The organism is Blautia pseudococcoides, from assembly GCF_001689125.2.
GTDB classification, from domain to species: Bacteria; Bacillota; Clostridia; order Lachnospirales; family Lachnospiraceae; genus Blautia; species Blautia pseudococcoides.
Map to the genome: position 1 here is coordinate 4,721,539 of NZ_CP015405.2, position 26,946 is coordinate 4,748,484.

The following is a 26,946-nucleotide window of genomic DNA, read 5'->3' on the forward strand; positions in this document are numbered from 1 at the left end:
ATTTACAGCTTAATAATACTAAAGATATGACTTATAAAAAAATAGAACTTTTTTAAAAAAGTATATTGACAAATGGAACAACCCATGGTAATATATAACCATCAAAAGAAAACACCTACACACATTACTACATAACCAATTCTTAACTAAGAGAAGATAAATTTTATTTAAGAAGTTGGCGACAAGGTACAAAGGATAAAACATTATATCTCCTTAAAGTGTATGGAGAATACATAATAGGATCAAGAGTAATGTTAAACAGTACAACGTATGAGAAATACAAAAAGTACAAAAGAATAACAGTACCAAGGATAAAAAGTAATGTAAAAGGTGTCATTTGAAATATTGATGAGGAGGTATATTCCATTGGAAATAGCGAATATCAATTATCAATATGAGAGTGGTAAGGCATAGTTCCCTAGAGAAAGACCTAACTACATAAGACCGAAAAAGAATCCTATTAAGAGGATAAATAAGCGGTTAGGTGATATATCAGAAAGTGCCCTCATATTGAACATTTACCACAAAAGTAATAAAAAGGTTTCAGAATATATGTAAAGAAATATATTTTGAAAGAACAAAGTATTTATACATCATTCAAAGATATAAAAATGTAGAAGATATAATAAGTTAAATTTGTTGAAATAAGCCTGTTGTATTTAGATTTTCTTGAAAAAGAAGTAAGTTATTTTATATCCCGAAGAAATGTATAAAGAAATGTTTTGAAAACAAAATAGCCCGAACTATTTGTTAGAAGCTTTTTATTATCCATAATAGATTTGATATGAACTTTCAATAAATCTTATCAGACAACCAGAATTTCAATATCCAAGAAGAGTGAAGACCATTTCAATGAAGGCTTTGTCAGAGTCCAAAAGGGATTTGGGTAGAACATTCATACAAGAAATGAAAGGAAACTCAAAGAGATTAAGAATTCTGAGTGAAAGATTTATAAATAGGGAATGAGAAGATTAAAAAGAAGTATAAAAGAATAAGGAAGGAACAAAATAACAGTATTCATTCCGGATTTTTTATCAATATTAGAAAAAGAAAGGAATAAAAAAATTGAATAACGCAGATCATTAGAACAACCGTTGTATCCGAAAATCGAAGATATGACGGTTGTTCATTTTTTGCATTTTATGCTATAATACCCTCAGGCAAACAAAGTTTCCCTGTCTCACACCAATTTTCCAATTTCGCATAGTACGCCAACACCATTATCTTTCTTCATTATATAAAGCTACTGATATAGATTGGTAATGATATCCCTCCCGACAGTGAAAACCAGGAAAATACAGGGAGATGGGGCCGGGGTGTGTGCTGTGTCCGTGTGATGTTTCAGTGGAGCTTCACGAAGATCCACCTGCCCCATCTCCCTGTATTTTCCGTCCCTTTTGCCAATAAAATAAAAAAGGACCCAATAACCATGATAACCCCTAAAATCCTATACGAAGACCCCCACCTCCTAATCTGTCACAAACCTCCAGGCCTCCCCGTCCAAACCAAAAAGATCAACACCCCAGACCTGGAATCCATCCTCCTAACCTACTTGACATCAAAAGGCGATCCTCCCTCCCTTGCCGTGATCCACCGCCTCGATCAGCCCGTGGAAGGCATCCTGGTCTTCACAAAAACCAAAGAGGCAGCCAAAAATCTAAACACCCAGATCCAGGACGGCAAAATGGGAAAATACTACCTTGCCGCTGTCAGCGGCATTCTGACAGAAAAAGAATCCCGCCTGGAAAATGAGTTGATCAAAGACGCCAAAACCAACACATCCAGAGTATCCAGGCAAAAAACGCCTCAAAGCAAAAAAGCCGTTCTGGAATACCGTGTATTAAAAGAGGAGGAAGACAGATCATTACTGGAAATCCACCTTCTGACAGGCCGTCATCACCAAATCCGTGTCCAGATGGCATACGCAGGCCACCCGCTGCTGGGGGATACCAAATACAATCCCCAGGCAGGGAAAGAAAAAGAATGGCAGTACATAGCTTTATGTGCATACAAATTATCATTTGCCCATCCAAAAACAAAGAAAAAAATGGAATTCCAGGTAAAGCCCTCTGGAAATTTTCCTATAGTATAGGTAAGAAAAGTCCACGCATACTGATAGAGAAGAACAAAAAAAATAAGGTATGGTGAGTGGAAGATGAGATGGAAGAAGGCGGGCATAACAGTGGGAGTATTCGCAGGCGTATTTTTGATAATGAAATATGCGGTACCTGTGATGCTCCCATTTCTTTTAGGGGGGCTTCTGGCACTCGCCATACTTCCAGCGGCCAGATGGCTGGCTGACCGGAAACTCTGCAGAAAACTTCATTTTACAGAGGGGGGCATTGGCGCGGTTCTGATTCTTCTTCTCTCAGTGGCAAGCATTCTCGGCTTCATGTGGCTTCTCCAGGCCCTATCCACACAGATTGGACGGCTGATCTCTTTCTATCCGGTGATAAAAAAAGAATTCTGCCAGATCATCGGACAATGCTGCAGACAGGTGGAGTACACAATGGGGATACCGGCTCAGGAGAGCAGTCAGTATATTTATATGCAGCTCAGCAATCTGGGCAGTTCTTTTTTTGACGGAAGCCAGTCCATGGAAGCTGCGGTGGATTCCATGAAAACGTGTGTTGTGGTGGTAGGCGGCCTGATTCTGTGCGTGGTATCCGCAGTTTTGATCCTGCAGGAACACGGAGACTGGAAAGCGCAGTTCGCCTCCTGGCCGGTTTTCGTGAAGATCAGAAATCTTTTCCGGAATTTGAAGAACGGAATAGCGGAATATTTCAAAGCCCAGATAAAGATCATGGGAATTATTATTCTGCTCTGCATAGCCGGACTGTTTTTACTGGGAACATCCCATTTCCTCCTCGCCGGGCTGGCACTGGGACTTTTGGACGCCCTGCCGGTATTGGGAACAGGAACATTTCTTGTGCCCGCAGCCCTGGTGCTTGCCCTGAGGGGAAATGCTGTGGGTGCTGTTGGATGTATCGCCCTCTATCTTGTTACAAGCTGCGTCAGGCAGTTTCTGGAACCCCGCCTGATCGGAAAAAAAGTGGGTGTATCCCCTCTTCTTGTTCTGCTGTCCGTGTATCTGGGTCTTTTTTTGTACGGAGGAGCAGGTTTTTTGCTTGGCCCACTTTCCGCTTTGGTGATTTACGGGATTTTACGCGAATGGAATCTTCTGGACTATGGGAAAAATGAATAGAAAAGTTCCTGAAAATTTTACGAAATTATTACAAAAAGCATATGGACTAATGTATAGTTTCGTGTATAATGGAAACGTAGTTAAAATGAAGAGAAGTCCATGTAAAAATCTGGTAAAACCGTGCAGGGGCATGGTATGAGCCTTGGAGGTAGGGCATGAAACGTACGATAGTTGCTTTATTATGCATCGCGCTGGCAGTGGGTTCCCTGGCAGGATGCGGTGATAAGAATAAGAATGAGGTACCTGTGAACACGGAGGCGAAAGCCGAAGATAAACCGGTTGTGGGAAGTAGTGGGGAACCTCAGAAGGATACAGAAGAGAATCAGAAGGAAGTGGAAAAAGAAAATACAGAGAACGCAGAGCATACCGGTGAGGATGAGAAAAGCCAGGATGCGGAAGAAGAGAAAGATGCTGACATGTCTGAAGACTTGACCATGACAACTCTGAAAAGCAGTGCCGGTACCATTGATTATACGTCCCTGGAGGGATTGAATCTGGAGGCCGGCGGCCATATTGCAGTAGTTGTCAAGAGTACCAAGACAGGATACTGGGAAACTGTAAAAAAAGGCATGGAAGCAGCCGTAAAAGATTTAAATAAAAAACTGGAATATAAAGGTGATGATAAGATAAAACTATCCTTTGAAGGACCGTCCGATGAGACGGATGTGGAGAGTCAGATCAATATCATCGACGCGGTTCTGGCTGAGAATCCGGGGGTTCTCTGTTTGGCAGCCATAGATATGGAATCCTGCCAGGCACAGCTTGAGACTGCAGAGGAGAATGGAATCCCGGTTGTGGTGCTGGATTCAGGCGTTGTGACAGGAACTGTGAACTCTGTTTGTGCCACAGACAACAAGGCAGCAGGAGCGGACGCTGCTAAAAAGCTCAGCGAAGCCATTGGAGACAGCGGTGAGATCGCCGTCATGGCCCATATTGAAAGTTCTGAGAGCAGCCAGGACAGAGAAGCAGGATTTGCCGATGAGATCGCTGCAAACCATCCGGAGATCAAAATTGTGAATGTCTCCTATGAAAATGAGGAGATGTCCGTCAAAGAAATGGCTGCAAAAGTGCTGGAGGAAAATCCAAATCTGAAAGGTTATTTTTGTACCAATCAGATGACAGCAGATGATGTTCTGGACGCGCTTAAAGAAGCAGGAAAAGAAGATATGGCAGTAGTTGGATTTGATGCAGGCAAGAAGCAGAAGGAGGCCATAAAGGACGGAAGAGAGGCCGGAGTTATTGCCCAGAATCCGTACGGCATGGGATATGCCACTGTGGTAGCGGCAGCCAGGGCTTGGCTGGGGTTGGAGAATGATTCCTTTATCAATCCGGGGTATCAGTGGATTGATGCAGCGAGTCTGGATGATGAAAAGCTGAAGAACTACTTATACGAGTAAGATAAAGTCAAATTAAACAAAGACATTCGGGGAGATTGTGTAAATTATATACAATCTCTCTTTTTTTATCAGGATTACCAAAATAAGGCATTTTTTTTTCGTGTAATTCGGTAAAAATATTGTGAACAAATTGACAAATTGCATAATTCATAGTAATATTTAAATTATGTGAAGGTGGTGATACTGTGATAGAAGGAACAATCAAAGAAATCCGGGATGCGGAGCAGGAGGCAGCAAACATTGTTGCGGATGCAAAGCGCCAGAGTGAAAAGATTTCTGAGGAAGCAAAACTAGCTTCCGAAAAGTTGTATTCCGATATGGTTTCCGAAGCGCAGCAGAAGGCGAAAAAACTCAGAGATTCTGCTGAAACATTTGGAAAGCAGCAGACGGACGAGGCCCTTTTGGAGGCCGGAAAAGAAATCGAGGAGCTGAAGAGCGCGGCAAAAAGCCGGGAAAAAGAAGCGGTTGATTTGATTATTTCCGAATTAGTCTGAGAGGAAGAAAACGTAACTATTCAGCAGGTCTTCGCATTTACTGCGCTGACCGTAAGAAGACGCCCCGGATGCAAAGCGAAAATCCCATCGCCAAAGGCGATCCAGCATGGATTTTCGCCTGTTACTGTGAGGGGACTGAACCGTTACAAGAAAACGAATTAAAGGAGGGATGAGAGTATGGCAGTAATGCAGATGCAGCGAGTCAGTATCTGCGCGCTGAAGAGGGACCGGAAAGCCATCCTGGAAAAGCTGCAGACCATGGGCGTCATGGAAATGACCCAGGTTCTGGACGATGAGTCAGGCTTTGAAAAGATGGATACCCAGGGAGCCAGAAACACTTTTGAAAAGAAAGCGAATCTGGCAGACTTAGCACTGGATATCCTGCAGGAATATGCACCGGAGAAAAAATCCCTGCTGTCCAGTCTGGAAGGAAAAAAACTGATTGAAAAAGAAGCTTACAACCAGGTAGCGGTTAGAAAAGAAGAAATGATGGACATTGCTTCGAGAATAACCGGCTGGCAGAAAGAAATCGCAGAGTGCCGTGCAAATATCCAGAAAATGGAGAACCAGATAGAAGCACTGGCTCCATGGATGCGTCTGGATGTGCCTATGAATTTTGAGGGCACAGGTTCTACCAGGGCACTCATCGGTGCTATTTCGGGAGAAATGACACTGGAAGCGGTTTACAGCCTGATCGCGGAGTATGCTCCCGAGGCTGAAGGCGTGGATGTGACAGTCCTTTCTGCGGACAGAGATTCCACTTATATTGTTGCATTGTGTCTGAAAAAGGACGCGCACCAGGTGGAGGATGCGCTGCGGCAGGGCGGCTTTGCTAAGCCATCTCAGATCGTGGATGAAGTTCCGGCGGTCGAAAAAGAAAATTTGGAGGCAGAAATCGGTGCTGTCCAAAAACAAATTGATACTTGTCAGAAGCATATTGTTGAATATGGAGACAAGCGCGCAGACCTGCGTTTGATATCTGACTATTTCCGTACCAGAGCAGAGAAATATGAACTCCTGGGACATATTCCACAGTCTTCCAGGACCTTTTTTGTAAGTGGGTATATACCGCAGAAGGCAGTTCCCGCAGTGAAAAAGGCAATGGAGGAAGGCTATGATCTGGTCTTTGACGTGGAGGAGATACAGGAGGATGAGGAAGCACCTGTGCTTCTGAGCAACAATCCATTCTCCCAGTCCGTGGAGGGTGTATTGGAATCTTACGGTCTTCCAAAAAAAGGCGAGGTTGACCCTACGACGATCATGTCGTTTTTCTATGTGTTTTTCTTCGGTCTGATGCTGTCTGATGCGGCTTACGGACTGATCATTTTCCTGGCATGTTTTATTGTACTGAAAAAATATCCGCGTATGGGCCAGGGCATGCATAAGGCACTGAAGATGTTTATGTACTGTGGACTATCCACATTGGTATGGGGCGTACTCTTCGGAGGATATTTCGGAGATGCTGTGGATGTGATCGCGAAAACGTTCTTCCACGCAAATGTACCGGATGGCGGACTGATCAAGGCTGCCTGGTTCGTTCCGCTGAATGACCCTATGCGTCTTCTGCTGTATGCAATGCTGTTTGGTGTGATCCATCTGTTTATGGGACTTGCTTTAAAGGGATACATGCAGCTGAAAGAAAAACAATATATGGATTTCTTCTGTGATGTTATAATCTGGTATGTATTTTTGATCGGTTTGATCATGATGCTGCTTCCCAGCAGTATCTTTGCTTCTATTTCCCAGCTTCCGGAAGGAACCTTTCCGCCGGCAGTTTCGCAGATTGGAAAAGTGCTGGCGATCGCAGGTGCTGTAGGCCTGCTCCTTATGTCAGGCCGTGCCAATAAGAACATCGCACTGCGTCTGGCGCTGGGTGCGTATGATATATACAATGTAACAGGATGGCTGAGTGATGTATTATCCTATTCCCGTCTGCTGGCCCTGGGTCTTGCAACAGGTGTTATCGCGTCTGTAGTAAATCAGATGGCAAGTATGCTGGGAGATGGCTTTATCGCTGCTATTGGTTTTATCGTGATCTTTATTGTCGGACATTCACTGAATCTGGCAATCAATCTTTTGGGCGCATACGTGCATACAAACCGTTTACAGTTTGTCGAGTTCTTCGGCAAGTTTTATGAGGGTGGAGGAAGACCTTTCAACCCGTTTAAATTAACTACGAAATATGTAGATGTTAAGGAGGAAACTTATTTATGAGTCAGTTAGGAATTGTTTACGCATTACTTGGTGCAGCATTAGCAGTATTATTAGCAGGTGCAGGTTCATCTATTGGTGTAGGTATTGCCGGTCAGGCAGCCTCAGGTGTTGTTACTGAAGATCCAAGCAAATTTGCAAAGGTTCTGATCATGCAGCTTCTGCCCGGTACACAGGGTATCTATGGTCTGCTGGTTGGTTTTATCACACTTTCCAAGATCGGTCTGTTAGGCGGCGGTATGTTAGACCTGACACCACAGCAGGGCTTACTGGTATTAGCAGCTTGTCTGCCGATCGGTATCGTTGGTCTGATCTCCGGTAAATATCAGGGAATGACATCTGCAGCAGCTATCGGCATCGTTGCCAAGAAACCGGAACAGTTCGGTAAAGCTATGCTCTTCCCAGCCATGGTTGAGACCTATGCAATCCTTGCTCTGCTGATTTCCATTCTTTCCGTAACGAACCTTTCCTTCTAATTATAAAAGGAGAGCAGTCCCTGCATGGGGACAGATATTACAGGACAGAATAGAAATAGTAAAGGAGAGCTAAAGAATGACTGGATTAGAAAAAATGAAAAGCCAGATTCTGGATGAAGCAAAAAGCTCCGCTAATGATATCATCGACCGGGCGCAGAGAAGCGCAGAAGCAGTAAAACAGGGGATGAAAGAAAAGGCGGAAGCAGAATGCGGACGTATCTCCAAAAAAGCGGAGGCTGATGTTGAAAATATTAAGGAACGCGCACTTTCCTCCTGTGATCTGCAGAAAAGAAAAGCGCTTCTGGAAGCAAAGCAGGAAGTGATTTCCGAAGTATTGGAAAGAGCCTATAATACACTGCTTTCTGCAGATGACGAGACATATTTCAACATGCTTCGCAAAATGCTGGACAAATTCGTTCTGGCTCAGGAAGGGGAAATTTGTTTCTCACCTGAAGATTTGAAGAGAATGCCGCAGGGTTTTGAAAAAGAAATTTCAGGCATAGCCGGGAAAAAGGGCGGAAAACTGGTTCTTTCCAAAGAACACAGAAATATCCGCGGCGGCTTTGTCCTTATATATGGTGGAATCGAGGAAAACTGTACCTTTAAGGCCATGTTTGATTCCAAGAGAGGTGAACTTTCCGATAAAGTTCATGCATTATTATTTTCGTAAGCGATAACCGCAAGAAGGAGGAATTATCTTGATTGATACAAAATATACCTATGCGGTTGCGCGAATCCGTGCGCTTGAGACGGCGTTATTCACTTCTGCCACTCTTGACCAGCTCATGGCCTGCCAGACAGAGGAGCAGTGCCTGCAGCTTATACAGGAAAAGGGTTGGGGCGGCGCGGATACGCCGGTGAATGCAGAGACAATATTGACCAGGGAGCAGGAAAAAATCTGGGAAAATATTAAAGACCTGGGTGTTGACATGTCCGTCTTTGATGTACTTTCCTATCCGAATATGTTCCACAATCTGAAGGCAGCCATCAAGGATGTATGTACGGAGGAGAACGGCAGGGCCATGAACATCTATTATGATGACACTGCCATTTCACCGGATGAGATGCTGGAGATCGTGAGAAGCAAGGATTTTTCCAGACTTCCCCAATATATGGCCGGCGCTGCAAAAGAGGCCTACGAGACACTGCTTCACACAAGGGACGGACAGCTCTGTGATGTTATTGTGGACAAGGCAGCCCTGGAAGCTATCTATGCAGCAGGCAGGGAAGCAAAGGACAGCATTATCAAGGATTATGCGGAGTCTACCGTTGCCATAGCAGATATTAAGATCGCTGTGCGTTCACAGAAAACCGCAAAAAACATGGACTTTATGAAGCGTGCCATGGTGGAATGTGAATCCCTGAGTGTGACACAGCTTTCCAAAGCGGCAGTAAGCGGCATTGATGCCATTGTGGAATATTTGTCAGGTACTGCTTATGCAGAGGGCGGAAAGGCCATTGCAGAGTCTATGTCCGCATTTGAACGCTGGTGCGACAACCGTATGATGGAGACCATGCAGTCTCAGAAATATCAGTCATTTTCAGTGGGACCTCTGGTTGCCTATGTGCTTGCCAGGGAGAACGAGATCAAAACGGTACGAATCATTTTGTCCGGCAAACGCAGCGGCCTTTCGGATGATTCCATCCGGGAAAGGGTAAGGGAAATGTATGTTTAAGATTGCAGTTGTGGGCGATTACGACAGTATTTACGGGTTTGCTACACTGGGTCTGGATACCTTCCCGGTAACATCCCGAAAAGAAGCTGAAGAAAAACTGGAACATCTGGCAGCAAGCAAATATGGGATCATTTATATCACAGAAGCTTTGGCCGCAGAGTGTAAAAAGACGATTGATAAATTTCAGGAGCAGCTTTTTCCTGCTATAATCCTGATACCGGGCGTTTTCGGAAATACCGGTGAAGGTGTGCAGGGAGTTAAATTATCCGTGGAGAAGGCTGTTGGATCGGATATTCTTTTCAGCAATAATTAAAAGGTCCGGTTAGCGGCAGCGCCGCAGTTTCCGGAATTCAGGTGGCGAAATGTCACAGATACGAACTAATTTAGAAAGCAGGTGATTCGTTCCGATGAGCAAAGGTACGATTAAAAAAGTTGCAGGACCGCTGGTTATCGCGGAGGGCATGAGGGACTCGAACATGTTCGACGTTGTCCGTGTTAGTAATCAGCGTCTGATTGGTGAGATCATCGAGATGCACGGTGACGAAGCCAGTGTTCAGGTATACGAGGAGACATCAGGACTGGGGCCGGGAGAACCGGTTGAATCCATGAATGCGCCTCTTTCCGTAGAACTTGGGCCGGGTCTTATCACAAGTATCTATGATGGTATCCAGCGTCCGCTGGATGAAATTATGAAGGTTTCCGGCACCAACTTAAAGCGTGGTGTTGAGGTTCCTTCTTTGAAGAGAGATAAGAAATGGAATTTCGTTCCTACTGTTAAAGTAGGTGACGAGGTACAGAACGGCGATATTATCGGTACGGTACAGGAGACGATCGTCGTAAACCATAAGATCATGGTTCCTTACGGGATCAATGGTAAGGTAAAAGAGATCAAAGCCGGTGAATTTACGGTGGAGGATGTGGTTGCTGTTATCGAAACGAAAGACGGTGACAAAGAAGTGGGAATGATGCAGACATGGCCGGTTCGTAAAGGCCGTCCTTATCTGAAAAAACTGCCGCCGGAAATGCCTTTGGTAACAGGACAGCGAGTAGTGGATACCTTCTTCCCTATCGCAAAAGGCGGTGTGGCAGCCGTTCCGGGACCATTCGGAAGCGGTAAGACAGTTATCCAGCATCAGCTTGCAAAATGGGCTGAAGCCGACATCGTGGTTTATATCGGATGCGGCGAGCGTGGAAACGAAATGACAGACGTTTTGAACGAGTTCCCTGAACTGAAAGACCCGAAGACAGGACAGTCTTTGATGGAACGTACCGTTCTGATCGCAAATACCTCCGATATGCCTGTTGCGGCACGTGAGGCTTCTATTTATACAGGTATCACCATTGCGGAATATTTCCGTGATATGGGTTATTCCGTAGCTCTGATGGCAGACTCCACATCACGCTGGGCAGAGGCGCTTAGAGAGATGTCAGGACGTCTGGAAGAGATGCCGGGTGAGGAAGGTTACCCTGCATACCTGGGTTCCCGTCTGGCGCAGTTCTACGAGAGAGCCGGACACGTGGTTTCTCTGGGAAGCGACCAGAGAGAGGGTGCACTTTCCGTTATCGGAGCCGTATCCCCTCCGGGTGGTGATATTTCCGAGCCTGTATCCCAGGCTACCCTGCGTATTGTTAAGGTGTTCTGGGGACTGGATTCCGCACTGGCATACAAACGTCATTTCCCGGCGATCAACTGGCTGACCAGTTATTCCCTGTATGTGGATAACATGGCTGACTGGTTTGACGACAATGTGGCTGCAGACTGGATGGAGAACCGCCAGAAGCTCATGAGTCTTCTGCAGGATGAGGCGGAACTGGAAGAGATCGTTAAGATGGTTGGTATGGATGCCCTCTCAGCTTCTGACAGGCTGAAAATGGAGGCTGCCCGTTCCATCCGTGAGGACTTCCTGCATCAGAACTCTTTCCATGAGGTGGACACCTACAGTTCACTGAAGAAACAGCATCTGATGATGAAGCTGGTTCTGGCTTTCTATGAGCAGGCAAAAGAGGCGCTGGAAAAAGGTGCTAATATCCAGGGTCTGATCAAAATGGAAGTACGTGAGAAGATCGGCCGTTTTAAATATGTGACTGAGGACAAACTGGACAAAGAATATGATGCAGTTTTAAAAGAGCTTGCTGTTGATATTGCCAATGTATTTGGGAAGGAGGACTTCTAATGCCGAAAGAGTATAGAACCATACAGGAAGTTGCCGGCCCTCTGATGTTGGTGCGCGGTGTTGAAAATGTACATTTTGATGAGTTAGGTGAGATCGAGCTGGCAAGCGGTGAGACACGCCGCTGCCGTGTACTTGAGATCAACGGAAGTGATGCTTTGGTACAGCTTTTCGAGAGCTCCACAGGTATCAACCTGTCTGACAGTAAGGTGCGTTTCCTGGGACGAAGCATGGAGCTGGGTGTATCTGAGGATATGCTGGGCCGTGTATTCGACGGTATGGGACGTCCTATTGATGAAGGTCCGGAGATCCTTCCGGATGAGAGGCGTGATATCAATGGTCTGCCTATGAACCCGGCTGCCAGAATGTACCCGGAAGAGTTCATTCAGACCGGTGTATCTGCCATTGATGGTCTGAACACACTGGTTCGTGGCCAGAAGCTGCCTATTTTCTCCGCATCAGGTCTTCCTCATGCGCAGTTGGCAGCACAGATCGCCAGACAGGCTAAGGTTCGCGGTACGGGTGAGAACTTCGCCGTTGTATTTGCCGCTTTAGGTATTACTTTTGAGGAGTCTAACTTCTTTATTGAAAGTTTTAAAGAGACAGGAGCCATTGACAGGACGGTTCTGTTCATCAACCTGGCAAATGACCCGGCTGTTGAGCGTATCGCAACGCCTAAGATGGCCCTCACCGCAGCAGAATATCTTGCATTTGAGAAAGATATGCATGTACTGGTAATCCTTACCGATATCACAAACTACGCAGATGCCCTGCGTGAGGTTTCCGCAGCCCGTAAAGAGGTTCCGGGACGCCGTGGATATCCGGGTTATATGTATACAGACCTGGCAACCATGTATGAAAGAGCAGGACGTAAGAAGGGAAGTAATGGTTCCATTACCATGATTCCGATCCTTACCATGCCTGAGGATGATAAAACCCATCCAATCCCTGACCTTACCGGATATATCACCGAGGGGCAGATCATTCTGAGCCGTGAGCTTTACAGAAAGGGTGTAACACCGCCTATTGATGTTCTGCCGTCTCTGTCACGACTGAAAGATAAAGGTATCGGTGAAGGTAAGACGCGTGCTGACCATGCAAACACCATGAACCAGTTATTCGCTGCCTATGCCCGTGGTAAAGAGGCAAAAGAGCTGATGACGATCCTTGGTGAGGCGGCACTTTCTGATATTGACCTTATCTATGCAAAATTCGCGGATGCTTTTGAGGCAGAGTATGTTTCACAGGGCTATACCACAAACCGCGATATTGAGGAGACACTGCGTATCGGCTGGAAGCTGCTTTCCATACTGCCGAGGAGCGAGCTGAAACGTATAGATGATAAATTCCTTGATGAATATTACGGTAAACAATAATGCCGGCGTGACAGCAGGACAAAATATCCTGCTGTTCCAACAGAAAATGCATAGAAAGAGGTGATTGTCTTGGCATCTACCCAGGTGAATCCTACCAGAATGGAGCTTACCAAGCAGAAGAAGAAGCTGGTTACCGCCGTCAAGGGTCACAAGCTTTTGAAGGACAAACGTGACGAGCTTATGCGTCAGTTCCTGGATCTGGCAAGAGAAAATATGGCTCTGCGCCTGAAAGTGGAAGAGGGTATTAAAGAGGCTAACAAGAACTTCGTGATCGCAAAAGCCGGCATGTCCGAACAGACCCTGAACACAGCGCTGATGGCACCAAAACAAGAGGTGTATCTGGATGCGGGCAAGAAGAATGTCATGAGTGTTGACATTCCTGTTTTCCAGTCCCAGACCAGGACCGCAGATGCAAATGACATCTATTCCTACGGTTTTGCCTTTACATCAGGTGACCTGGACGGCGCGGTGAAATCTCTGGCAGATATCCTGCCGGATATGCTGAAGCTTGCGGAGATTGAGAAATCCTGCCAGCTTATGGCTTCCGAGATTGAGAAGACCCGACGCAGAGTAAACGCTCTGGAACATGTTATTATTCCGGAGACTCAGGAAAATATTAAGTATATTACCATGAAGTTGGACGAGAGCGAGAGAAGTACACAGATCCGTCTGATGAAAGTAAAAGATATGATGCTTGAAGAAGCGCATCATTATAAGGAAAAGGACAGAGAACGCGTGTATAGCGCGGGCTGATATGTCTAATGGAAGGATCCTATTTTCCAGAAGCACTGACAGGTTGTCAGTCCGCTGGAAGATAGGATTTTTTTTTATTTTTGAAAAATATTCCAGGGCCTGGAGAGGAGATATTTATAGGAGAAGAGGATATTACCCCTTACCTAACTAATTTTTTTGGGGTGAGTGAATCCCTGGGAGCTATGATAAGTCTGATCAAGTCCTATGGACTGGCAGTTTACCGGAACTGCTGGGACTGGCAGCAGTTACCATTCTTGTCATCAGTCTGGGGTTATTTATGGTAAGAGCCTTGTATTTTGCCGTTATTGATGAGTTAAAGATTCCACTTAAATATACCGGGATGGCAGTTGGGTTTGCGTCAGTAATAGGGTGTCTTCCTCAGATTTTTATATATTCCATTACGGGGAACCTTTTGGACGCATTTCCGGGAATCCAGGGCTATAGATATATGTTTGCGTATGAATTCGGGGCAGCGCTGATTGGCGCAATTCTGGCATTAACTTTATATAGGAACATCAAGAAGGAAAATAATAAAAAAGCCTGAGGCAGATATATTCCAATAGAAAGGAGAAGAAATATGAACAGCCGCACAATGACAGAGTTAATAGTGAACATAGCGATCGCTTTAGGGGCAGCTGCAGCAGGGATCGCCAATATTCAGGATTTAAAATCAGCGCCGGCATTTGTAATGATGCCACAGAGGCCTCATATTGATCGTGTGGGGGCAGTGGAGAATACCACCGGGCTTCCGGAAGGCGTGGTGGCCTGGAAGGAAGAGATGCGTTCCGTTTTGGTGATCGCCTATGAGCATCCGGAAGAAAAACCATATCTTGACTGCTGGCTGGATGGCAAAAACCCGCCGGGAAATTTGGAACTTATATCTGGCTCAAAGACGCCTCAGTTGTTGCAGGGCTTGGTACTATTGGAAAGAATAATCTTCTTATCACAAAAGAGTATGGGCCGAGAGTGCGCCTGAGAGCTATGTTTCTAAGTGTGGACTTGCCCTCCGCCGGCCCCAGTGACTGGGATCCCTGTGCGGGCTGTGATATGCCCTGCAGAAAAAAATGTCCCCAGAATGCTTTTGGCAGGATCACTTATGATGCCGGTCAGTATGGGGGGCTTACCAAACTGCCGGGGCGTGACGGCAGTTACAGTTTGCTTACCTGCGACAGGCAAATGGCTGAGGATGAGGAGAACGAGATAAAAACACCTACAGAGGTTCCGGATTACGGGACTGCAGTGTCCATTATCAAGTATTGCAGGGAGTGTGAACTGAACTGCAGGATTAAACCGTCTTAGAAAGAATCCCGATACTGCCTGCGAGTCATGCCTGTGTATTTTTTAAACACGGAAATATAATGACTCTGACTGGAAAAGGCCAGTATCATGCTGACTTCAGATATAGAATACTGAAAAACAGTCAGCAGAGACTTGGATGTCTCCACACGCTTCCGGTTCAGGTATTCCATAGGACTTATAGCCATTTCCTGACGGAACAGATGGGAGAAACGGTCTTTGCTCAAGCCCGCGGCATGGGCAATGTCGGAGAGGCATATTTTTTCCTGTTGATGGTTATTTATGAAATTCACGGCTCTGCGTATGGCCGGAGAATGGGTGGTGATACCTTTTGCCTTCGCTGCTGCAGCCGTGAATTCACAGGTGGCCTGGTCACGCAGAGTAAGAAGGCGTGTGATGGAGGTGCATTTTTCAGAAGCCTGGATAAAGCTGTCGCTCATTGCGTAAGCCATATCTTCTTCTGCGCCTCCTTCAATAGCAGCCCTGGTGATTTGGGTAATGTGGGCAATGAAAAGGTTCTGCGCGTGCCGCAGGGGATTTGCAGAGAGAATTCCCGGTTTACCTGTAAGGCTTAATTCATTCATACATTCTTTGGCACGTATAAGGTCTCCTGCGCGCACTGCGTCCAGGAGATTTTTTTCGTATGAATAAGGTGTGTGAAATGCGGAGGATTCTCTTCGATGAAAAAGTGTCTTTTGCACAGCAGCAGGTATGGGTGCGGGGGTGATCAGGTCATTTGCCTCCATAATATCCTCCGTATTGATCTGTTCCCGGAAGAATAAGCAGCAGGCCAGGGAAAGATAATTATAAAAATATTCCTGTTCCATAACAGGCAGCGCTGACATAAGCGTGTAACGGCTGCCCGGAGACAATACGGACAGCTCCGGGAAAGCCTGTTTAAATTCCCTGTCGGAAAGCCGGGAAAAGAGACAGGGACCAAAGTGAAGAGAAAAACATCCGTCAGCCGCGGGAAAGGATAGCCCTGCACTGTAATACGCGCTGTATTCCATGAAGAGAACAGGCAGCGGGGCAGTACCTTTGCGGGGCAGTTTCTTGGGCATACGGGGAAGGGGGAATAAGTCCATACCTACAAGCCGGGGATAGGTGAAGCATATGCTGCCGTCCTGTGACAGGCAGAAGACAGGAATCTGTGTCAGGTAATAAAGCAGGCGGCAGTTATGGCGGATGGTTTGCATATCCATATGGTTTCCTCCCAGAGATGATATAAGCTTATTTAAGTATAACAGAAATAGGAATTTCTGACAATAATATGATAGAAACAGCAGGATTATGATATTCATTCGGGCATTTGCGTGGTATTTTAATGATATACCTCATCATGCGGCACAACAGTAAGAAGGCATGGTGCATTTTTGCAAAGGAGCGGATAAATATGAAGCGGGATGTAAAAGCAATTGTAAAACAAATGACTCTGGAAGAGAAGGCAGGTATGTGTTCCGGTAAGGATTTCTGGCATTTGAAAAGTGTGGAACGGCTGGGGATCCCTGAGGTAATGGTCAGCGACGGACCTCACGGGCTTAGAAAACAGGATAAGGAAGCAGACCATCTGGGTGCAAATGAGAGTATCAAAGCGGTATGTTTTCCTACTGCCTGTGCTACCGCCTGCTCTTTTGACAGAGAGCTGCTGGAAACTTTGGGGGAGACACTTGGGGAGGAATGCCAGGCGGAAAATCTGTCGGTGATCTTAGGGCCGGCAGTGAATATTAAGCGGTCACCTCTGTGCGGACGAAATTTTGAGTATTTTTCCGAAGACCCGTACCTGGCTTCTCAGATGGCTGCGGCACATATAAAGGGTGTGCAGTCTAAAAACGTGGGAACTTCTATCAAACATTTTGCCGCAAATAATCAGGAACACAGGAGAATGTCCTGTTCCTCTGAAATTGACGAGAGGACGTTCCGGGAGATTTATCTGGCTGCATTTGAAACAGCAGTCAAGGAGAGCAGACCGGATACGGTAATGTGTTCTTATAATAAGATCAACGGGACCTTTGCGTCTGAGGATCACAGGCTGCTCACGGAGATCCTGAGAGACGAGTGGGGATTTGAAGGATATGTTATGTCTGACTGGGGCGCAGTCAATGACAGGGTAAAAGGACTGGAAGCGGGGCTTGACCTGGAGATGCCGGCAAGCGGCGGGCATACGGACGCGGAGATTGTGGAAGCTGTGAGATCCGGTGAGCTTAAGGAAGAGGTTCTGGATACTGCAGTTGAAAGAATTCTGAATATTATCTTTAAATTCACGGATAACCGCCAGCCCGGAAACTTAAACATGGAGGAAGATCATAAACTGGCTGGAAAGATTGCCAGGGAATCCATGGTGCTGCTGAAAAATGACGGAATCCTGCCGCTTAAAGAGAATGGTCAGAAGATTGCATTTATCGGTAAATTTGCAGAGAAGCCCAGGTTCCAGGGGGGCGGAAGTTCACATATTAACTCGTTTAAGGTGACCGGCGCGCTGGAGGCTGTGAAGAAATATGCGGATGTGTCCTATGCCCAGGGATATGATGTGAAAGAGGACAAGGCAGATGAAGCCATGCTTGCAGAGGCTGCTGCGGCAGCAGAGAATGCGGATGTAGCTGTGATATTTGCAGGGCTTCCCGATGCATTTGAATCGGAGGGGTATGACAGGGAGCATATGAGAATGCCGGAATGCCAGAACAGACTGATCGCTGAGATTGTAAAGGTACAGCCCAATACCGTGGTGGTCCTCCACAATGGTTCTCCTGTGGAAATGCCTTGGGCGGATGATGTGAGGGGCATCCTGGAATCTTACCTGTGCGGACAGGCCGTGGGAGAGGCCCAGGTGGATCTTCTCTTCGGCAGGGCAAATCCGTGCGGTAAGCTGGCAGAGACCATTCCGTATAAACTGTCTGATAATCCTTCCTACCTGAATTTCCCCGGAGATGGGAAGACCGTGGAGTACAGGGAAGGCGTATTTGTTGGGTACCGCTATTATGATACAAAGGAACTGCCTGTTCGCTATCCTTTTGGTTATGGCCTGAGTTATACTACCTTTGCCTACAGTGATCTGAAGCTCTCCGCAAAAGAAATGAAGGATACGGACAGGCTGACCGTTTCCCTTAAAGTTAAAAATACGGGGGACATGGCAGGCAGGGAAATTGTGCAGCTCTATGTGGCGGATAAGACAGGGGTTGTAAGCAGACCGGTGAAAGAACTGAAGAATTTTGCCAAAGTGGAGCTGGAACCGGGCCAGGAAAAGACAGTTACAATGGAGCTGGATAAGAGAAGTTTTGCGTGGTATAATACAGAAATTTCAGACTGGTATGCAGCTACAGGGACATATGAGATCCTTGTGGGAAGTTCATCCAGGGACATCCATTTAAGAGATGCGGTACAGCTTGTCTCCACAACAGAAATTCCTGTAAAAATCCATATGAATACCACAGTCGCAGAACTGTTGGCAGAGCCTGAAGCGAAAGAGATCATGAGCGGGCTGTTGAAAACCATGATGGAAAATATTGGGGCGGGAGATGATGGGGAAAGTGCGGCCAGTGAAGCTATTTCTCCGGAAATGTCTCTTAAAATGATGGAGAACTCACCGCTTAGGACATTCAGAAGTTTTGCGGGAGTCAGCACACGGGAAATACAGGAACTTATAGAAAAGCTCCAGGCAGCAGTGGACGGGAAATAAAAGAATATAGCATAGGTCCGGGTTTCTGGATACCAGGTCTCAGGTTATATTCATGAAATAACTGCAAAAGTACATTTTTAACGGACAGGCGGGAAAGTATATTCCCGGCTGTCCGTTTGTGGTATAATGAGGAAAAACAACCGGAGACTGAACGGATAAGGAGGTATTGATATGTTTCGATGGGGAATTATGGGCGGCGGTTTTATATCATCCCAGTTTGCCAGGGGGCTGGAGGAAGCGGCGGATATGCAGGTGGAAGTGCTGGCTTCCAGGTCCGGAAGGAATGATTACGGGATAAAGGCAAAGAAATACTGTTGTTCTTATGAAGAGCTGGTAAATGATAAAGATGTGGATGCAGTGTATGTAGGGACGATCCACCCTCAGCATCTTTCCTGTGTAAAGGCCTGCCTGGAGGCAGGGAAACCTGTATTGTGCGAGAAGCCGGTGACTATGAACGCCAGGGAGCTGGAAGAGATCCTTCATTTGGCCAGGGAGAACCAAACCTTTTTTATGGAGGCTATGTGGACCAGGTTTATTCCTGCCATGCGGGGGCTTAGAAAGGAAATACAGGCTGGTGTGTACGGAAAAGTACATAATATGCATTTTACATTTGGCGGGCCTGCCAAACCGGAGACAAGGCGTTTGTTTGAGGCAGGGCTTGGGGGTGGAGCACTTCTTGATGTGGGGGTCTACGGTGTGAGTGTTGCACAGTATCTTCTGGGAGAGGCGCCGGATGTAATACATGCATGGTCTGAAAAAAATGAGGAGACAGTGGATTTAAATACATGCATTCAGATGACTTATCCATGTGGATGCCTGGCGGATATGGTATTTTCCATCAATAGAAAAGTGGACAACAGGGCAGTGATCATCACGGATAAGGCAGAGCTAGAAATACCGTATTTCTGGCGTCCGAATACTGTATATTTGTTTGAGCCAAATGAAGATTTCCGTACAGATACACTGAAGGAAAAAAGAGTTGTGGAAGTGGCGGGAAACGGATATCATTATGAGGCCTTGGAAGTACAGAAGATGCTTAAGGAGGGCAGGACAGAGAGTCCGGTTATGCCCTGGGAAGAGAGTCTTCAGATCATGAAAGAACTGGATGAGATCAGAAGGATCTGCGGAATCCGTTATCCGCAGGACGCTGAGTGACAAGAGAAGAGGGAGAAGAAGCAAGATGTCAAAGGAGAGACAGGAATTTTTGATCGGCACGTATACGGAGACCGTCATATTTGGTGACGGAAGCCGTTTTATTGGTAACGGGCAGGGAATATATTGGGCAGATATAGATATGGTATCCGGTAAAATAAGGCTGAAACAAATCATAGAGGGGATAAAAAACCCCTCTTATGTCTGTGCAGATAAGGCCGGAAAAAGAATCTATGCGGTGAGTGAACTGGAGGAATATGAAGGGCATAAAAGCGGCGCTGTGAGTGTCTATGAGGTGGGGGAGGATGGTTCAGTGAAGCTGCTGGACAGGAAAGCTTCCATGGGAACAAATCCGTGTCATCTGTATCTGGATGAGACAGAGGGGATATTGTACATCAGTAATTATGGAAGCGGTTCAGCCTGTGCGTACAGAATCGGTCAGGATGGGTGTTTAAAGGAGCCGGCCATGGTGATCCGGCATCACGGGCATTCCATTGATGAGGAACGGCAGGAAGGGCCGCATGTGCATTCTATTCATCCATGCCGGTTTGCCGAAGGGGTGCTGGTTTGTGATCTGGGACTGGATAAGATCAGCCGTTGTGTGGTCAGAGAGCAGGATGGCCAGTGGCTTTTCACAGAGGAAGAAAGCTGGATGACAAAGCCCGGATATGGTCCGAGGATGTTGGTTTATCATCCGGTTCTGCCTATATTCTATGTGGTGCAGGAGATGGGGAACAGGGTTCTTGTATATGAGTATGGAAATGGCACACCGCAGCAGGTACAGGATGTTTCCAGTCTTGTGACGGAAGACGGAGGGAATTTTAATACGGCTGCCGAAATACGGATTCATTCCTCGGGGACAAGGCTTTATGTTTCCAATAGAGGCGCTGACTGTATTACGGTATATGATGTGGACGGAGCAGGAAGGATTGCGCCAAACGGCAGTATACCTTCCGGTGGGAAGACGCCCCGGTGCTTTGCTGCGGCTGAAAATGCAGAGTCAGGGAATACATTTCTGGTGATCGCAAACCAGGATTCTGATCAGCTTCTATCTGTGAAGCACACGGACTGCCATATGGCGGAAGCGGAGGATGAACTGCAGGTGGGAAGCCCTGTCTGTGTCTGGTTATTATAAATGGATCAAGAGCAGTGAGCTGCCGGGTTTTTAGGCGGCTTTCAGGTTAAAATAGGAAGTTAGGCGGCAGATTTCCGCCTTGGAAAGAAGAGTAAGATGAAGAAGTCATATGAGATAGATATGTGCAGCGGGCCGCTTTGGGGGAAGCTTCTGCTGTTTTCCTTACCGCTTATCTTATCAGGTATTCTGCAGCTTTTATTTAATGCTGCGGATATTGTGGTGGTGGGAAGGTTTTCAGGAAACCATGCGCTTGCAGCAGTGGGATCTACCAGTTCCCTGATACAGCTTTTTGTCAATGTATTTATTGGATGCTCTATTGGGACAAATGTTTTAGTGGGGCGTTTCTATGGGGCAAAGGATGCTAAGAATGTCAGTGAGACTGTGCACACGTCCATTTTATTTAGTATTGTATGCGGCTGTATCCTTATTTTTCTGGGAGTGGCATTTGCAAGACCCATGCTGGAATGGATGGCAACACCCCCGGAAGTGTTGGAACAGGCAGTGCTTTATATGAGGATTTTCTTTGTGGGCATGCCGGCTATGATGCTCTATAATTTTGGTGCGGCGGTGCTGAGAGCTACGGGAGATACCCAGAGGCCGCTGTATTATCTGCTGCTGGCCGGGGTTATCAATGTGGTGCTGAACCTGTTTTTTGTGATCGCGTGCGGACTGGGAGTGGCGGGTGTGGCGCTGGCTACGATCATTTCCCAGGCAGTGTCAGCACTTCTCGTACTGCGTTGTCTTATGCACACGGAGGGCATGTGCAGGCTGGAACTGAAGAAGCTGAAAATGCACAGGGACAAGCTGAAGCACATTGTGCGCATTGGGCTTCCGGCCGGGATGCAGAGCGCCATATTTTCCATATCAAATGTACTGATCCAGTCATCCGTTAATTCATTCGGTGCCATTGCCATGGCCGGAAATACGGCGGCATCCAATCTGGAAGGGTTTGTTTATACTTCCATGAATGCTATCTACCAGGCGACTTTAAGTTTTACCAGCCAGAATATGGGGGCGGGGAATCAGAAGCGGATAGATCAGATCCTGTGGAGGTGTCTGGTGCTGGTGACGGTCATCGGTGGTATTTTCGGATGTCTTATGGTATTGTTTTCACCCCATCTGCTGGGAATCTATTCCTCGGATGCGGAGGTGACCGCATATGGGATACAGCGGCTTAAAATCATATGTCTTCCGTATTTTCTCTGCGGAATCATGGAAGTGCTGGTGGGGAGTCTGCGCGGCATGGGATATTCCGTTATGCCTATGCTGGTATCCCTGACCGGAGCCTGTGGACTTAGGATCGTATGGATCTTTACCGTATTTGCCTGGCAGCACAGCCTGTTTGTTTTGTATCTGTCGTATCCCATAACCTGGGTGATCACTGCGGCAGCACATTTGGTATGCTGGTGTAAGCTGCGGCAGATCATGAAAAAGCGTAAGTATTCAGTGCCGTAACAGATTGGTTAAAAGCAGATATTTGGGAGGACTGCACATTTACTTTTCCTATTAGAATGTTCGGCAGACAGGCAGAGTTTGCAGTTTGGAATGTTCGGCGGACGGGTAACATGTTATGGCAAAGACGGTTTTAGATGGTTTTTGTTTGTAACAGCGAAGGTACAGAGTAATTATGGCTTGCCAATTGGGAATGTCGGAAAGGAGCGGTCAGTATGGGAAGGTTTAAAATTGAAACAGGTGATATTACAACGTATAGTGTGGATGCCATTGCTAATGCGGCAAACGGTTCCCTTTTAGGGGGCGGTGGTGTTGACGGGGCTATCCACAGAGCTGCGGGACCGGAACTTTTGGAGGAATGCAGAGGGCTTGGGGGATGTGAGACAGGTCAGGCAAAGATAACAAAAGGGTATGGGCTGCCTGCTGGATATGTGATTCATACACCGGGGCCTATCTGGAGGGGCGGGGCTTTCGGGGAGGCGGAATTGCTGAAAAATTGTTATGAAAACTGCATCCGGTTAGCGCATGAACATGGGTGTAAGACCGTGGCATTTCCGTCTGTCAGTACGGGGATTTACGGTTATCCTCTGGATCAGGCTGCCCGTATTGCGGTAAAAACCATTCGGGAAGGACTGGAAAAGTATCCTGATATAGAAGAGATCATTATGGTATGTTTTAGTGAGAGAGTGGAAAAGGCTTATAAAAAGGCGGATAACTATTAAAAAGGCAGATAACTATTGAGCGCGCTGAAATCCCCATGCCATGGGGCAAATACCTGCGGCCGCTACTTTTGTGCACGGTCTGTGCAGTAAATGCGCAGACCTGACTGGATAGTTATAAAAGAAGATGCATTGTGGAAAAAATAGACAGATAAACAGGCATCATGGATTAGACAGGAAAGGAATCTTGAAGAAATGAAAAAATGGAAAAATCTTTTAGCCGGACTGTTGGTTCTGGCGCTTCTTATAACCGGATGCAGTGCAGTGGGGCAGGCAGCAGACAGCAGGCGGACATCAGAAAGCAGTCAGGCAGTGGGCAGTGGGCAAACGCCAGAAAGCAGCCAGGCAGCAGGGAGTGGGCCAACGTCAGAAAGCAGCCAGGCGGCAGGCAGTGGACAGCTGACGGTGCATTATCTGGATGTAGGGCAGGGGAACGCAGTGCTTTTGGAGTCTGACGGACACTATATGCTCATAGACGGTGGGAACCGGAAAGCGTCCTCCTTTGTTGTAAGCTATCTGAAACGGCAGAATGTGGAGGCGCTGGACTATATACTGATCTCCCATTTTGATGAGGATCATTTGGCAGGGGCTATCGGTGCACTTTACCAGTTTCCTGCGGGGAAAGTCATAACGGCTGATTATGAGACAGACTCTTCCATTTATAAGTCTTATCTGGAAGCTATGGATAAACAGGGATATCAGGAGATACACCCGTCACAGGGGGATGTATTTACCCTCGGAAGTGCTTCCGTACGGATCATCTCCCCGGTTTCCTATGGACATGAGGATGAGAATGAGGATTCCGTGGGAGTTATAGTGGAAAATGGGGATAACCGTTTCTTTTTTGGAGGAGACATGGGGAAAACCGGTGAAAAAGAAGTGATGGGGTCCGGTGTGGATATTGGGGCAGATGTATTTTTGTTGAATCATCACGGTTCTTATCTGAGCAGCGGATTTCTGGAGCGTATTTCTCCATCCTGCGCGGTGATAAGCTGCGGAGACGGCAATCGTTACGGGCATCCCAGACAGGATACCATAAAGCTGTTGGAGGGCGCCGGGATTCCTGTATTCCGTACGGACAAACAGGGGACTGTCCTTCTCCACAGCGATGGAAAAACGATATCCTGGGAACAGGAGCCATGTAATGATTACACGCCCGGCACAAGAACAGCGTCCGGTGATAAGGAGGAACCTTATGTGGAGGAAAATAACAGCGATGCGGAGCACTGTGACTATGTATTGAACACACATACGAAAAAAATCCACTTGCCTTCCTGCTCTTCTTTGAAGGGGATGAAGGAAGAAAATAAGGCTTATTATAAAGGCAGCAAGGATGAGCTTATGGATAACGGATATGAGGCATGCGGGAATTGTAAGCCATAAGCCTTATAAAAAATCATAAAGGTACAAACGAACCAGTTCATATGATTGGATTTCTAAAATGTCATGCCCTGAGTCTGTAAAGAAGGTAAAGGCGGCGGCCGGGATGTGGTTCCGGGAAAAAATATAAGCATGGCTGCGGTAAGAAAAAATAAAAATATGTCCTTTCAGGAATAAAAAAGACAAAATGCGGAAGTGATCCGGGATTTTGTCTTTTTTATTTAGGCATTTATACTGCGTTTAGTCGTCAACTACTATAGCGTTTGGATAGATTTGTTCCATACGTTTATCGGTAAAATGTTTATCCAGAAAACGGGTGACCGTATTTTCATCAGCAGATATATTGGAGTGGCGCTCCGTGTATCGGTTAAGTGCAAGGCCTGACATGATCATGTTGAATATCATGAACAAGATCATAACCCATGTTATAGGAATTCCGGCTTTCTTCGGGAGTTTTTCGATCAGCGCAGACAGCCGTGGGTAAAGGTATTTCAGCCAGATGACTGCGGCAATGCCCCAGAAAAAGCAGTACAACAAGTTGATCCGGCCCCCCAGATTAAACGGGATATCTCTGTAATCCCAGAACACGGTGCCAAAGACCAGCTCTGTAAACACACTGCATATGTATTCATAAGCGCCGCCTAATATTGTGCCGAAAATAAAAATGTAGCTGTCACTGCGGCTGCGGTATTGATATAAAACAGCAGTCAGCAGAACACAGCCCAGACCCCATACAATGCTGAATGGTCCGTAGACAACACTGCTGCGGCTCATAAACTTTCCGGTAGTTGCAAGGCAGAAAATAGTCTCGGTAATATCTCCCAGGAAGGCTCCAAGGAAAAACAGGCAGACCAGCTTATAGAACGAACAGCCGACAGCAAATATACCGGCACGCTCCCTGGCGGCCTCAAGCTGTTCTTCCTTTTCCTGTCTGGCAGCCAGTAATTCTCTCGCCTCCAGGCTGGGATAAGCCTTAGCTATATGCTTCTGCACCCATCCGGTCAGGCCTTCACCCATCATATCTGCAGCTTTTTGCAGGTTTTCGGATACATCTTCAATAATGGAGAGTTTTCGCAGTCTGGAATGCACGGCTTTGATGGCCATAACCGTTCCAGCCAGGTCCAGACAGAGGAGAACGTAAAGGACAATTAATATAATGGTTCCCAGATTGGAGGGAATAATAGCAAGCAGTTCCTCCAGGGACGGGTTGACAAAAGAAATACAAATTACGGCTGAGAGTCCCCATACAATGGTGTAGGGGAGGTTGACATAACCACCAAACTGGAATCTTTTCCGTGAGTAGTCCCACCATTTCCGATGAAATATTTTTTCCAGAACAAAGCCTGTTGAAAATGTGATAACAGATGAAAGGATGACACCGCCAAGAAAAAGAAAGAACAGTTGATTTTTAAGTTCAGGCAGAAATACAGTAAAAGCCACTGCGCTGAAACCATAAGCCGGACAATAAGGGCCAAATAAAAAACCAACATCAATAAATAGATGCTCCCTCACCGCCGCAACCGATGTGCCGACCGCCCAGCCGATGAAAGAATAGAGTAAGAAAAACCATAGAAGTTGATATAGTGTGTAGTTCAAGTTATGCCTCCTTTGGGGTGATGGTGCTTTTTATATACCATATACGTGAGGGTGGGAGATGTCAAGTGTATGAGGTGGAGATTTTCTGGTGCCCATTGACAGTGCACATGAGTTTGCAGGGGGATTCGCTCTTGATATGCGGTTAAAGGTGGAAGGGGATTTGTAGGAAATGGGATGAATCTGTGGAAATTAATTGTAAATGTGGGGGTAATGTGGTATTATATACAAAAAATAGCTAGGGTGTTTATGCATTTTGCTGTCGCTGCCTTCGTGGTAGCGTGGATTAATTGAATTAAAACTGATATCCGGATTAATTGCAACCGCCGTTTGCCATCCCATGGCCATATACAATCAAATATCCTACACTACATGAAGTAATAATTTGCATTGACATACAACCAAATTTCCCGGCATACATTGTAAAAACAACGTTTCCGGGAGATTTTTCCTTGAAAAGTTATATAGAAGAACGTGCTATATCCATAGCCAACTACATCATTGAAAACAACGCAACCGTCCGCCAGACTGCCAGGGAGTTTAAGGTGAGCAAAAGCACAGTCCACAAGGACGTTACAGAGCGTCTGCTGCAGCTTAATCCTTCGCTGGCTAAATGTGCCCGAAAGGTTCTTGACGTGAACAAGCAGGAACGTCATATCCGGGGTGGGATGGCTACCAGGGAAAAATATCTGCACAAGGTGCAAAAATAACAAAAGAGACTCTTGTTTTGAAAAAAATATGGGCGTATAATTGTTCCTATCAAAATACAAAAGTTTATTGTGAGGGG

Annotated in this window: 24 protein-coding genes; 22 read left to right on the forward strand and 2 right to left on the reverse strand. The window is 46.4% G+C overall.

What is annotated here, in order from left to right:
* The first annotated feature begins 1,429 nt into the window (after nt 1-1,429).
* From A4V09_RS22230 to A4V09_RS22300, 15 genes are all read left to right on the forward strand, one after another.
* Entirely contained in the window at nt 1,430-2,092 is a 663-nt protein-coding gene (locus A4V09_RS22230) for an RluA family pseudouridine synthase (RefSeq protein WP_065544924.1), read from the forward strand.
* A gap of 63 nt (nt 2,093-2,155) precedes the next feature.
* Nucleotides 2,156-3,205 (forward strand): AI-2E family transporter, encoded by a 1,050-nt coding sequence (locus tag A4V09_RS22235; protein WP_065544251.1) that lies wholly within the window; start codon nt 2,156-2,158, stop codon nt 3,203-3,205.
* 155 nt (nt 3,206-3,360) lie between these two features.
* Nucleotides 3,361-4,602: an ABC transporter substrate-binding protein gene (locus A4V09_RS22240; RefSeq protein ID WP_065544252.1), complete on the forward strand. Its 1,242-nt coding sequence runs from the start codon at nt 3,361-3,363 to the stop codon at nt 4,600-4,602.
* 185 nt (nt 4,603-4,787) lie between these two features.
* A complete protein-coding gene (locus tag A4V09_RS22245; RefSeq protein WP_065544253.1) occupies nt 4,788-5,096 on the forward strand; it encodes a hypothetical protein in 309 nt (102 codons plus the stop codon).
* Nucleotides 5,097-5,273: 177 nt separating this feature from the next.
* Nucleotides 5,274-7,310: a V-type ATP synthase subunit I gene (locus tag A4V09_RS22250; protein WP_065544254.1), complete on the forward strand. Its 2,037-nt coding sequence runs from the start codon at nt 5,274-5,276 to the stop codon at nt 7,308-7,310.
* Nucleotides 7,307-7,783, forward strand: a complete 477-nt coding sequence (locus A4V09_RS22255; protein ID WP_065544255.1) for a V-type ATP synthase subunit K — start codon at nt 7,307-7,309, stop codon at nt 7,781-7,783. The genes A4V09_RS22250 and A4V09_RS22255 overlap by 4 nt, the downstream gene beginning before the upstream one ends.
* 76 nt (nt 7,784-7,859) lie before the next feature.
* Nucleotides 7,860-8,453, forward strand: coding sequence for a V-type ATP synthase subunit E (locus A4V09_RS22260; RefSeq protein WP_065544256.1), 594 nt, complete (start codon nt 7,860-7,862; stop codon nt 8,451-8,453).
* Nucleotides 8,454-8,481: 28 nt separating this feature from the next.
* Nucleotides 8,482-9,459, forward strand: a complete 978-nt coding sequence (locus A4V09_RS22265; protein ID WP_065544257.1) for a V0D/AC39 family V-type ATPase subunit — start codon at nt 8,482-8,484, stop codon at nt 9,457-9,459.
* Nucleotides 9,452-9,772 (forward strand): V-type ATP synthase subunit F, encoded by a 321-nt coding sequence (locus A4V09_RS22270; protein ID WP_065544258.1) that lies wholly within the window; start codon nt 9,452-9,454, stop codon nt 9,770-9,772. Before A4V09_RS22265 ends, A4V09_RS22270 begins: the two co-directional genes overlap by 8 nt.
* A gap of 94 nt (nt 9,773-9,866) precedes the next feature.
* Nucleotides 9,867-11,633, forward strand: a complete 1,767-nt coding sequence (locus tag A4V09_RS22275) for a V-type ATP synthase subunit A (RefSeq protein WP_065544259.1) — start codon at nt 9,867-9,869, stop codon at nt 11,631-11,633.
* Nucleotides 11,633-13,006: a V-type ATP synthase subunit B gene (locus A4V09_RS22280; RefSeq protein ID WP_065544260.1), complete on the forward strand. Its 1,374-nt coding sequence runs from the start codon at nt 11,633-11,635 to the stop codon at nt 13,004-13,006. Before A4V09_RS22275 ends, A4V09_RS22280 begins: the two co-directional genes overlap by 1 nt.
* A gap of 69 nt (nt 13,007-13,075) precedes the next feature.
* Entirely contained in the window at nt 13,076-13,759 is a 684-nt protein-coding gene (locus A4V09_RS22285; protein WP_065544261.1) for a V-type ATP synthase subunit D, read from the forward strand.
* 277 nt (nt 13,760-14,036) lie between these two features.
* Nucleotides 14,037-14,303, forward strand: a complete 267-nt coding sequence (locus A4V09_RS22290) for an MFS transporter (protein WP_065544262.1) — start codon at nt 14,037-14,039, stop codon at nt 14,301-14,303.
* 33 nt (nt 14,304-14,336) lie between these two features.
* Entirely contained in the window at nt 14,337-14,735 is a 399-nt protein-coding gene (locus A4V09_RS22295; protein WP_065544263.1) for a hypothetical protein, read from the forward strand.
* Nucleotides 14,736-14,806: 71 nt separating this feature from the next.
* Nucleotides 14,807-15,058 carry a hypothetical protein gene (locus tag A4V09_RS22300; protein ID WP_157123547.1) on the forward strand — a complete coding sequence of 84 codons (252 nt, stop codon included), beginning with the start codon at nt 14,807-14,809 and terminating at the stop codon, nt 15,056-15,058.
* Here the strand turns inward: A4V09_RS22300 and A4V09_RS22305 are convergent.
* Complete coding sequence (locus A4V09_RS22305; protein WP_157766995.1) at nt 15,055-16,257, reverse strand: helix-turn-helix domain-containing protein; 1,203 nt, start codon at nt 16,255-16,257, stop codon at nt 15,055-15,057. The two genes, A4V09_RS22300 and A4V09_RS22305, sit on opposite strands and share 4 nt — an antisense overlap.
* Nucleotides 16,258-16,448: 191 nt before the next feature.
* Here A4V09_RS22305 and A4V09_RS22310 point away from each other — a divergent pair, with 191 nt between their 5' ends.
* From A4V09_RS22310 to A4V09_RS22335, 6 genes are all read left to right on the forward strand, one after another.
* On the forward strand, nt 16,449-18,728 hold the full coding sequence (locus A4V09_RS22310) for a glycoside hydrolase family 3 C-terminal domain-containing protein (RefSeq protein WP_065544265.1): 2,280 nt from the start codon (nt 16,449-16,451) through the stop codon (nt 18,726-18,728).
* 171 nt (nt 18,729-18,899) lie between these two features.
* Complete coding sequence (locus A4V09_RS22315; protein ID WP_065544266.1) at nt 18,900-19,883, forward strand: Gfo/Idh/MocA family protein; 984 nt, start codon at nt 18,900-18,902, stop codon at nt 19,881-19,883.
* Nucleotides 19,834-21,015: a lactonase family protein gene (locus tag A4V09_RS22320; protein WP_084043733.1), complete on the forward strand. Its 1,182-nt coding sequence runs from the start codon at nt 19,834-19,836 to the stop codon at nt 21,013-21,015. Before A4V09_RS22315 ends, A4V09_RS22320 begins: the two co-directional genes overlap by 50 nt.
* 96 nt (nt 21,016-21,111) lie before the next feature.
* A complete protein-coding gene (locus tag A4V09_RS22325; RefSeq protein WP_065544268.1) occupies nt 21,112-22,470 on the forward strand; it encodes an MATE family efflux transporter in 1,359 nt (452 codons plus the stop codon).
* Between the two features lie 212 nt (nt 22,471-22,682).
* The gene (locus tag A4V09_RS22330) at nt 22,683-23,189 is read left to right on the forward strand and encodes an O-acetyl-ADP-ribose deacetylase (RefSeq protein ID WP_065544269.1); all 507 of its coding nucleotides are present in this window, start codon (nt 22,683-22,685) and stop codon (nt 23,187-23,189) included.
* 192 nt (nt 23,190-23,381) lie between these two features.
* Nucleotides 23,382-24,569, forward strand: a complete 1,188-nt coding sequence (locus tag A4V09_RS22335; protein WP_065544270.1) for a ComEC/Rec2 family competence protein — start codon at nt 23,382-23,384, stop codon at nt 24,567-24,569.
* Between the two features lie 237 nt (nt 24,570-24,806).
* Here A4V09_RS22335 and A4V09_RS22340 read toward each other — a convergent pair whose 3' ends face one another.
* Nucleotides 24,807-26,162 carry a putative ABC transporter permease gene (locus tag A4V09_RS22340; protein WP_065544271.1) on the reverse strand — a complete coding sequence of 452 codons (1,356 nt, stop codon included), beginning with the start codon at nt 26,160-26,162 and terminating at the stop codon, nt 24,807-24,809.
* A 449-nt stretch (nt 26,163-26,611) separates the two neighbouring features.
* On the opposite strand from A4V09_RS22340, the gene spoIIID reads away from it, so the two are divergent.
* Entirely contained in the window at nt 26,612-26,869 is a 258-nt protein-coding gene (gene spoIIID / locus A4V09_RS22345) for a sporulation transcriptional regulator SpoIIID (protein ID WP_065544272.1), read from the forward strand.
* Nucleotides 26,870-26,946: the final 77 nt, after the last annotated feature.

Coding starts and splice junctions, on each gene's coding strand:
- A4V09_RS22230 (WP_065544924.1), top strand. CDS start 1,430: ATGATAACCCCTAAAATCCTATACGAAGACCCCCACCTCCTAATCTGT.
- A4V09_RS22235 (WP_065544251.1), top strand. CDS start 2,156: ATGAGATGGAAGAAGGCGGGCATAACAGTGGGAGTATTCGCAGGCGTA.
- A4V09_RS22240 (WP_065544252.1), top strand. CDS start 3,361: ATGAAACGTACGATAGTTGCTTTATTATGCATCGCGCTGGCAGTGGGT.
- A4V09_RS22250 (WP_065544254.1), top strand. CDS start 5,274: ATGGCAGTAATGCAGATGCAGCGAGTCAGTATCTGCGCGCTGAAGAGG.
- A4V09_RS22255 (WP_065544255.1), top strand. CDS start 7,307: ATGAGTCAGTTAGGAATTGTTTACGCATTACTTGGTGCAGCATTAGCA.
- A4V09_RS22260 (WP_065544256.1), top strand. CDS start 7,860: ATGACTGGATTAGAAAAAATGAAAAGCCAGATTCTGGATGAAGCAAAA.
- A4V09_RS22270 (WP_065544258.1), top strand. CDS start 9,452: ATGTTTAAGATTGCAGTTGTGGGCGATTACGACAGTATTTACGGGTTT.
- A4V09_RS22275 (WP_065544259.1), top strand. CDS start 9,867: ATGAGCAAAGGTACGATTAAAAAAGTTGCAGGACCGCTGGTTATCGCG.
- A4V09_RS22280 (WP_065544260.1), top strand. CDS start 11,633: ATGCCGAAAGAGTATAGAACCATACAGGAAGTTGCCGGCCCTCTGATG.
- A4V09_RS22290 (WP_065544262.1), top strand. CDS start 14,037: ATGGTAAGAGCCTTGTATTTTGCCGTTATTGATGAGTTAAAGATTCCA.
- A4V09_RS22295 (WP_065544263.1), top strand. CDS start 14,337: ATGAACAGCCGCACAATGACAGAGTTAATAGTGAACATAGCGATCGCT.
- A4V09_RS22300 (WP_157123547.1), top strand. CDS start 14,807: ATGCCCTGCAGAAAAAAATGTCCCCAGAATGCTTTTGGCAGGATCACT.
- A4V09_RS22305 (WP_157766995.1), bottom strand. CDS start 16,257: ATGGATATGCAAACCATCCGCCATAACTGCCGCCTGCTTTATTACCTG.
- A4V09_RS22310 (WP_065544265.1), top strand. CDS start 16,449: ATGAAGCGGGATGTAAAAGCAATTGTAAAACAAATGACTCTGGAAGAG.
- A4V09_RS22315 (WP_065544266.1), top strand. CDS start 18,900: ATGTTTCGATGGGGAATTATGGGCGGCGGTTTTATATCATCCCAGTTT.
- A4V09_RS22320 (WP_084043733.1), top strand. CDS start 19,834: ATGAGATCAGAAGGATCTGCGGAATCCGTTATCCGCAGGACGCTGAGT.
- A4V09_RS22325 (WP_065544268.1), top strand. CDS start 21,112: ATGAAGAAGTCATATGAGATAGATATGTGCAGCGGGCCGCTTTGGGGG.
- A4V09_RS22330 (WP_065544269.1), top strand. CDS start 22,683: ATGGGAAGGTTTAAAATTGAAACAGGTGATATTACAACGTATAGTGTG.
- A4V09_RS22335 (WP_065544270.1), top strand. CDS start 23,382: ATGAAAAAATGGAAAAATCTTTTAGCCGGACTGTTGGTTCTGGCGCTT.